Source organism: Bellilinea sp. (assembly GCF_034432615.1).
In the GTDB taxonomy this organism is placed as follows: Bacteria; Chloroflexota; Anaerolineae; order Anaerolineales; family Anaerolineaceae; genus Bellilinea.
Genome location: NZ_DAOUBL010000278.1, coordinates 1 through 7561, shown reverse-complemented (window position 1 = coordinate 7561; position 7561 = coordinate 1). Strand labels below are relative to the sequence as shown.

General features: G+C 55.3%; 9 protein-coding genes. 4 read left to right on the top strand and 5 right to left on the bottom strand.

The window, feature by feature from the left end; genetic code table 11:
• The 3 genes from VAE48_RS12675 to VAE48_RS12665 all read right to left on the bottom strand — a co-directional run.
• Positions 1-667, bottom strand: a 667-nt coding sequence (locus tag VAE48_RS12675; protein ID WP_322793696.1) for a twin-arginine translocation signal domain-containing protein, incomplete at its 3' end; no start/stop codon positions are given.
• A 19-nt stretch (positions 668-686) separates the two neighbouring features.
• Positions 687-1223: a cytochrome c3 family protein gene (locus VAE48_RS12670; RefSeq protein WP_322793695.1), complete on the bottom strand. Its 537-nt coding sequence runs from the start codon at positions 1221-1223 to the stop codon at positions 687-689.
• A gap of 40 nt (positions 1224-1263) precedes the next feature.
• Positions 1264-2238 (bottom strand): c-type cytochrome, encoded by a 975-nt coding sequence (locus tag VAE48_RS12665; protein ID WP_322793694.1) that lies wholly within the window; start codon positions 2236-2238, stop codon positions 1264-1266.
• 373 nt (positions 2239-2611) lie between these two features.
• Between VAE48_RS12665 and VAE48_RS12660 the strand changes: the two genes are divergently transcribed.
• Genes VAE48_RS12660 through VAE48_RS12650 form a run of 3 tightly spaced genes read left to right on the top strand, consistent with a single transcriptional unit; the run spans position 2612 to position 4771 of the window.
• Positions 2612-3058, top strand: coding sequence for a CBS domain-containing protein (locus VAE48_RS12660; RefSeq protein ID WP_322793693.1), 447 nt, complete (start codon positions 2612-2614; stop codon positions 3056-3058).
• Between the two features lie 34 nt (positions 3059-3092).
• Complete coding sequence (locus VAE48_RS12655; protein WP_322793692.1) at positions 3093-3527, top strand: CBS domain-containing protein; 435 nt, start codon at positions 3093-3095, stop codon at positions 3525-3527.
• Positions 3527-4771, top strand: coding sequence for a class I SAM-dependent RNA methyltransferase (locus VAE48_RS12650; RefSeq protein WP_322793691.1), 1245 nt, complete (start codon positions 3527-3529; stop codon positions 4769-4771). The genes VAE48_RS12655 and VAE48_RS12650 overlap by 1 nt, the downstream gene beginning before the upstream one ends.
• Here VAE48_RS12650 and VAE48_RS12645 read toward each other — a convergent pair.
• Positions 4768-5439 (bottom strand): NUDIX hydrolase, encoded by a 672-nt coding sequence (locus VAE48_RS12645; protein ID WP_322793690.1) that lies wholly within the window; start codon positions 5437-5439, stop codon positions 4768-4770. The genes VAE48_RS12650 and VAE48_RS12645 overlap by 4 nt on opposite strands.
• 272 nt (positions 5440-5711) lie before the next feature.
• On the opposite strand from VAE48_RS12645, the gene VAE48_RS12640 reads away from it, so the two are divergent.
• Complete coding sequence (locus VAE48_RS12640) at positions 5712-6662, top strand: sugar-binding protein (RefSeq protein WP_322793689.1); 951 nt, start codon at positions 5712-5714, stop codon at positions 6660-6662.
• Between the two features lie 69 nt (positions 6663-6731).
• Here the strand turns inward: VAE48_RS12640 and trxA are convergent.
• On the bottom strand, positions 6732-7561 hold an 830-nt coding region (gene trxA, locus VAE48_RS12635; protein WP_322793688.1), incomplete at its 5' end, for a thioredoxin.

The following is a 7561-nucleotide window of genomic DNA, read 5'->3' as shown; positions in this document are numbered from 1 at the left end:
AGTTTTCCAGAAAGTTTGCCCCAAAGGCAAAAGTTACTTCGGCGTTGGCCAGGTCAAAGTACGGCAGGCTGGCTTCGCCAAAGGTGAGTCGGGCGGCTTCGAGCAGGGTTGTGCGCCCTTCGAAGGTGGCCAGAGCGTTATACCGCACGGGAGGCGGCGCAGTGAGGGTTGCGGTGATTTCGCTGACCAGATCGAAGAGATGATCGGGCGCAGCACCCAGCAGAAAGGCGATCTGATCCGGTGAGCTGGTCAGCGCCTGCTGGACAACGCCGACGGCTTCGTCCCAGGTGATTGGTTTGGTGCGGCCGGCATCTCCGCGTGCCTGAAAGACGGGTCCGCGAATGCGGTCGGGGTTGTACAGCCCTTGCTGGGCGGTCACCCCGCGTGAGCACAACCGCCCTCGGTTGACCGGGTGCTGCGGGTTGCCCTCAATGGTGATGGCGCGTCCTTCTTTGGTGCGGACGATGATCCCGCAGCCGGCCGGGCATTCCCGGCAGGTGGAGGCGTAATACGTGCTCAAACCGGTCTGATTGTATTCCGGCATGCTGGTATAGGGCTTGCGGACGATATAGCGAGCCATGGGTCCGCAGCCGGTCAACACGGCTGAAACGGCGGCTCCCAGACCGGTCAGTTTCAGGAAATCCCTTCGTGAAATGGTATTGCTCATGCTGTTTCCTCGCTCCAAATCAGTAATGACAGGTTGCGCAGTCTGAAAGCTTGGTCCACTGCTCCGGAGCCATCTTTTGATGACAGGAGAGGCACCAGCCCATGTTCTGGCGCGGCTGCGGCTCTGCAACGGTCATCTTGGTCATATCGCCGTGGCAGGTTTCGCAGGCTATGCCGGCGCTGACGTGGGGTTGGTGGTTGAAGTGGACAAAATCCGGTTGAATGGCAACCGGCACGCATGGAATTGGCTCGTTGTTGGCAACATAAGCAGCCAGTTTTTCCAGTTCGGGTGACTTTTTCTGAACTTGCTGATGGCACCCCCAGCATTTATCAATGCCGGGCAGCCCGGCGCTCGGTCCCCAGGCTGTGCCGGGGTGACAATAGGCGCATGGCGCTCCCAGCCCAACATGGCGGTTGTGCGGGAAAGCAATTGGCTGTTGCGGTGGAATTTGGGTCAGATATACGGCGCTGACTGCCCCGCCAAGCAAAATCAGCAACACCAGCGCGATACCGACCCGGTAACCGGCCTGTTGCCACCAAGGTTTGGGTTGCTTCATGCTCGTCTCCTTTCTCGATGTGCGTTGTTGTTCATTCAGATTATTTGCGGTTGCGGATGGACCACACAACCAGCAAGAGAATGCCTACCAGTAAACCGCCCAGCACCAACGCAAAACCCAAACTGGCTGCCATTGCACCCAGCGCGGTCAGGATGCCGGTAATCAGGTTGTTAGCCGGTCCGCCCGGCTGGCCGACTGTTCCGGAGGGCTGGTCTCCCATCGAGGGGGAGGGAGGTTGTTCCAGCCCGGCGGCGAATGTCTGGGCGTAGAGCAAGACATCCCGCCCCTCCTGCGGACTCCAGCCGAGATTCAACCCAATGGTCATTTCCGGAGCACGGGCGGTGCCAAAGCGGGTGCGGTGCAGGAAACGCCATGGGTCCTGTACTGCCAGCCTTGCCAGACTGACCGTTTGCCCTTCATAGCGGAAGGTGATTTTTTGACCATCCGCCCCGTGACAGGAAGCGCAGCCCTGCTCGTAGAGGGCTTTACCGTTTTGCAAGTCACCGCCAATCGGTTTGAGGCTGATGCGGTCAATAAAGCGGCTGTCGTCAATCACGCCTTGCCGAATAAAGACCGCCAGCGCGGTCAGGTCTGCATCGCTCAAATAAGCGGAAAAATCATGCTGGGGGTCTTTCTTGCCGCTCAGAGCGGCTTTCAACTCGTCCAGCGGCTGGCTTTGCGCGTCATAAACCCCCGGAAAGCCGGTGTAATTGGCACCAGAGGCAAAAGCCCCATCCTTTCCCAGATAATCCCAGCCGTGGCAGGAAACACAGCGCCAGGTGTCCACACCGCTGCGGGTGTTGGTGGTCTGGCGTGCCCAAATGGGGTGATTGCCCTGCGGAGGGGTTATACCGGTTACCTGTGTCCAGTCATCGTAAAGTTGTGCCCCCCGTACCAGCTGCTCATCTGCCTGAAAGATGGAATTGAAAGCCAGCGCAGGTTGGCTATGGATAGCGATTAGACCGGTTGCCAGCATCAGGATTGCGATTAGAGTGAAAAGAAAGGGTTTGCTCATTGCCAGTCTCCTGATTTTCAAAGCCACATTCAAAAACGAGCCGATATCTTTTTCCCGCCCCGGCCCTTGAAAAAATTATGCCAAAAAGATGTCGTCTGAATTGGTTCAGGCTATTTGTTATAAATTATACAATATTGGTTAAATTAAGAAACAGGTTAATGCGGGTGATTTTTAAATAACCCGACTGCCTTATCTCCGCAACTTGACTCCTGTCCTGTTTAAGTCATAATCAAATTGAAGGCGAGCATCCGTCGTTTGATGTTTGAATGCAGGTTTGAATTCTTATATAATAAGATTACTAATTGGGTTTGTTTCCTGCAATTATCTTGATTTTTCTGTTACCCAACCCCAAAAAGAGAAAGGAGATTTCCGAATGGCAACGGTCAAAAACCTGTTGAAAATCAAGGGAACGCAAGTGTGGAGTGTGCCGGTGACGGCTACGGTACGTGAAACGCTCAAATTGATGGCTGAGAAGAATATTGGCGCGGTGCTGGTCATGGAGGGAGAGAAAATTGCCGGTATCTTCTCGGAACGCGATTACGCCCGCTATGCTGCCCAACGCGAATCCCTGCTGCTGGATGAGCCGGTCAGCGAATTTATGACGCGTGCCGTGTATTACGTCAGCCCTCAACAAACGGTAGAAGAATGTATGGCGCTGATGACCTCCAAGCATATTCGCCACTTGCCGGTGCTGGATGAGGATCATAACCTGGTGGGGTTGATCAGCATTGGGGATGTGGTCAAGCAGGTTTTGGAGGAAAAGGAATCCACCATTCAGGGGCTGGAAAATTACATCCTCGGGCGCGGCTACAGTGGTTGAGCACAATCAGCCCAAGCCGGAAAGGGAGATGCGAATGGCTACCGTAAAGGATTTATTGAAGGACAAATATACGCAGGTCTGGTATGTTACCCCAACTTCCACGGTTTTAGATGCACTGAAATTGATGGCAGAGCAGAAAATCGGCGCGGTGCTGGTCGTGGAAGCCGGAAAAATTGTGGGTATCTTTTCGGAGCGGGATTTTGCCCGAAAGGCTGCGGATGGTTCAGTCAGCTTGCATTCGCCGGTGAATGATGTGATGGTCGGAGCGGTCTATTACGTCACCCCGGATCAATCGGTCGAATCCTGCATGGCGTTGATGACTGCCAAGCGCTTCCGCCATTTACCGGTGCTGGATGGCAATAAACTGGTCGGCGTGATTTCCATTGGAGATGTGGTCAGGCAGTTGATGCTCGAAAAGGATATGACCATCCAGAGCCTGGAAGACTACATCTGGGTTCACATGATTTAATGGCTTTCTCCCCTGCACTGGTCGAAGTAGAACTCCTCCGTCATACCTTTGGCGGCAGCAGTATGGGACGGCTGGCGGATGGACGGGCGGTGTTTGTCCCTTATGCTCTGCCCGGTGAGCGGGTTTTGGTGGAGTTAACCGAGGAAAAAAGGGGGTTTGCCCGTGCCCGGCTGGTGGAGGTTTTGCAGGCTGCTCCTCAGCGCATTCAGCCGCGCTGCCGGCATTTTGGGGTGTGTGGCGGTTGTCACTATCAACATCTTGCTTATCCGCTCCAGTTACAGGTGAAGGGCGGTGTTTTGCGGGAACAACTGGAAAGGATTGCCGGAATCAGCCAACCGCCGGTGGGGGAGATTCGTCCCTCTCCATTGGAATGGAACTACCGCAACACGGTACAGTTTCATCTGGATGAGCAGGGCCGCCTGGGCTACGAAGAAAGCGGCAGCAACCGGGTGGTCGCCATTCAGGAATGTTTTTTGCCGCAAGCGCCGCTGGATGAGATCTGGCAGCAGCTGGATTTTGAAAGCAGGCTGAGCATTGAACGGGTGGGACTGCGGGTTGGGGCGGACGAAGAGGTGTTGTTAACGCTGGAAAGCTCTCTGCTGGAGTTACCATCCTTTGAGGTGGATTTTCCGCTCTCGGCGGTACACCTCAGCCCGGCTGGCAGCATCGTGCTGGCGGGCGAGGACTGGCTGCCGATGGAAGTGAACGGACGCATTTTCCGCGTTTCGGCGGGGTCGTTCTTTCAGGTCAACACGGCCCAGGCGGGAGCGATGGTGCAATTTTTGCAAGAGGTCTTGCCGCTCGACAGCCGTACGACTCTGCTGGATGTGTATTGCGGAGTTGGGTTGTTTTCGGCTTTCCTGGCAGACCAGGCAGGCCGCTGCATTGGGATTGAGCAATCTCCGACGGCCTGTGAGGATTATGCCTTTAATCTCGATGAAATGGAAAATGTGGAATTGTATGTCGGGGCGGCGGAGGACATCCTGCCCGCTTTGCAGGTGAGCGGAAAAATCACGGCCATTGTTGACCCGCCGCGTGCCGGATTAGACCGCCATGCGCTGGATGCGCTGGTAGCGCTTCAGCCCCGGTGGATTGCCTACGTTTCGTGTGACCCAGCCACCCTGGCGCGTGACCTGAAACGGTTGGTTGCGGCGGGCTACTCGCTCGAACGGGTTACGCCGTTTGACCTGTTCCCCCAGACCTATCACATCGAAAGTATCAGCCTGCTGCGCCGGGTAGGTTAAGGGAACAGCCGCCGCGCTTTGACTTCGGCAACCGCATCCGGACGGTAGCGGTAGAGCAAGGCAGGGCGGCCTTCTCCGCTGCGCCGGTGAGGGGTGGCTTCGATGATGCCGGCTTCCAGAATACGGCGGCGGAAGTTGCGTTTATCCAGTTTTTCACCCAGAATCAATTCATAGGTGTGTTGCAATTCGCTGAGGGTGAAAAATTCCGGCAATAATTCAAAGCCAACCGCGCTATATTCCAGTTTGTAGCGCAAACGGCGCAGGGCATAGTCCAGAATCTCCCCGTGATCCATGACCAGCGGTGGCAGCTCCTCCAAACCATACCAGCGGCTGTTATTGTTCGTGTCCTTTGTTGCCTGCAAACTGTCTGCCGGTATCAGGGCGAAGTAAACAATTGAAATAAGGCGGCAGGCAGGGTGGCGTCCCGGATCGCCGTAGGTGTATAACTGTTCCAGATACACTTCCCCAACACCGGTCAGTTGTTCAATTTGTTTGGCGGCGGATTTTTCGAGGGTGCATTCGAGAATGGGTGCATCGGGAAGCATCCATCTTCCCGCAAAGAAAGACTCTTGAGCAGGCGCCAGCAGTACTTTCAAGCGGTTTTCCTGCAGGGTAAAAACCACCACGCGAATTTCCAGATGAGGTTTCGTTGCTGCCGTTTTACTCAATTTGGCATCTTCCTGAAAATTGCGATCTTATCACACGTAAATTCGGGATAAATCATTTTTACATCAACTTTCGAATTTTCATCCCCCTTCCGCCTCCCCCAAAATCGCCCCTGCGATTTTGGGGGAGGTGCAGGGGGGGGCATTGGCATTGCCTGCAAGGTTTTGATCTTATCCCGAACTCATGTTATCACAATAAAATTATAGCGTAGAATATTAATGGCGGTCATTCATAACCGTGCTTCTGGTCTTTGTGGAGGAGAAAGGAGTTTCGTATGAAAAGGCAACTGTCCATTGGCTTTGCGCTGCTGATGTTGTTGCTGCTCGCCCTGGCGTGCAATCTGCCCGGCCGGCAGGCAGCACCCACCCCGTCAGAACCTACCCCGAATCGGACGATGACGGCGCTCTTTGAACTGGTACAAACTCAGGTGGTCATTCCCTCGCCGCTCCCTTCGGCGACCCCTCAGGCAGCCGTGAGTACGAACACACCGCCGCCTTCGCCTTCTCCGCTGCCGACCAGTACCGCCGTGCAGCCAACCCAGCCCCCCGCCTCTCCAACTGTGACCAGTACCGCTGCACTGCGCTCGGCTGGCAGTTACACGGTGCCCTTCTTGAGCGAAGCTCCCAAACTGGATGGCGTGTGGGATGAATGGAAAACCACGGCCTACCCGATGAAACTGGTCGTTTACGGCAAAGAGAACCACACCGGCAAAGAAGATCTGGAAGGGTCTTTCCGAATCGGCTGGGATAACACTTATCTCTACCTGGCGGTTAAGGTGATTGACGACCAATATGCTCAAAATGCCAGCGGAATAGACCTGTACAAAGGCGATTCGATTGAACTGCTGCTGGATGTGGACCTGCTGGGTGATCTCAATTCGCGCGAATTGAACAACGATGATTATCAGCTGGTCATTTCCCCCGGCAAGGGCTCGACAAGCGGCGATAAAGAAGCCTATCTGTATTACCCAACCGGCAAGGCTGGCAGCCGCACAGACGTGAAAATTGCCTCAGAAGGCGGTTCCGGGCTGTATCGGATAGAAGCGGCAATCCCATGGAGCATCTTCGGCATAACGCCGGCCGACGGTCAGCGCTATGGATTTGCGGTTTCGGTTTCGGATAATGACCGTGAAGATCAAAATGTCCAGCAAAGCATGGTTTCGATGGTGCCCAACCGGCGTTTGACTGACCCGACGACCTGGGCGCTGCTGACCCTCAGGCGGTAAAGCAAAGATGGGCGGTTTTCACCGCCCATCTATTCATTTGCCAGGGTAGTTAATGGCTGACGGCTTGCCTCAAAACAGGATGCTGGCTAATTCGCGGCGGTAACTGCGGGTTTGCGGGTTTTCATCGCCGAGCAATTCCAGCAGACTGAGGATGGTCAGCCGCACGTTTTCGTTACGGCGATCCTGCCGAAGCAAATCCAGCAGGCCGTCCAGCGCCAGCGGAATGCGACCGCGGGCTGCCAGCCGGATGGCATTCCAGTAGGCAGCGCTTTGTTCATCCGGCTCATCTCCCGGCTGGTGATTGGGCAGGTTTTCCATCGCCTCTGCCAGCGGTAAAAGGGTTTGGGCGTTGGAAAATTCGCGGCTGGCCGGGAAAGCCGAAAGAATGTTGTGGGCTTCGCGGGCTTTGCCCTGTGCCAGCAGGGCACGCGCCAGACCCAGCAGCGCAAGCGGGTTGTCGGGCATTTGTTCCAGTACCATACGCAAAATCGGTTCGGCTTCTGCCCACTGTTCCTGATTGAGCAGGCTGAGGGCATGTTCCAGCGCCAAACCCGCCGGGCTGGGCGGCTGGATGCGGCTGATGAATTCCCGCAGGCGAGATTCGGGTTGAACACCGCTAAATTCTGCCACAATCTGACCACCGCTAAAAGCCTTCACTGCCGGTATGCTGCGCACACCAAAGCGGATGGCAAGATTGGGGTTTTCATCCACATTAACGCGCGCCAGACGAATTGCACCGGCAGTCTCTTTGATCAATTTTTCCAGCATGGGCGCCAGCACTTTGCAAGGCTGGCACCAGGCAGCCCAAAAATCCACCACCACCGGGGTGTTTTGGGAATATTCGATTACCTCATATTCAAAATCGGCTTCGGTAACATCAATGATGTTGTCGGGTGTCA

Bases quoted from the DNA above. Each gene is read 5' to 3' on its own strand.
- VAE48_RS12640 (WP_322793689.1), top strand. From the start codon at position 5,712: ATGAAAAGGCAACTGTCCATTGGCTTTGCGCTGCTGATGTTGTTGCTG.
- VAE48_RS12660 (WP_322793693.1), top strand. From the start codon at position 2,612: ATGGCAACGGTCAAAAACCTGTTGAAAATCAAGGGAACGCAAGTGTGG.
- VAE48_RS12665 (WP_322793694.1), bottom strand. From the start codon at position 2,238: ATGAGCAAACCCTTTCTTTTCACTCTAATCGCAATCCTGATGCTGGCA.
- VAE48_RS12650 (WP_322793691.1), top strand. From the start codon at position 3,527: ATGGCTTTCTCCCCTGCACTGGTCGAAGTAGAACTCCTCCGTCATACC.
- VAE48_RS12670 (WP_322793695.1), bottom strand. From the start codon at position 1,223: ATGAAGCAACCCAAACCTTGGTGGCAACAGGCCGGTTACCGGGTCGGT.
- VAE48_RS12655 (WP_322793692.1), top strand. From the start codon at position 3,093: ATGGCTACCGTAAAGGATTTATTGAAGGACAAATATACGCAGGTCTGG.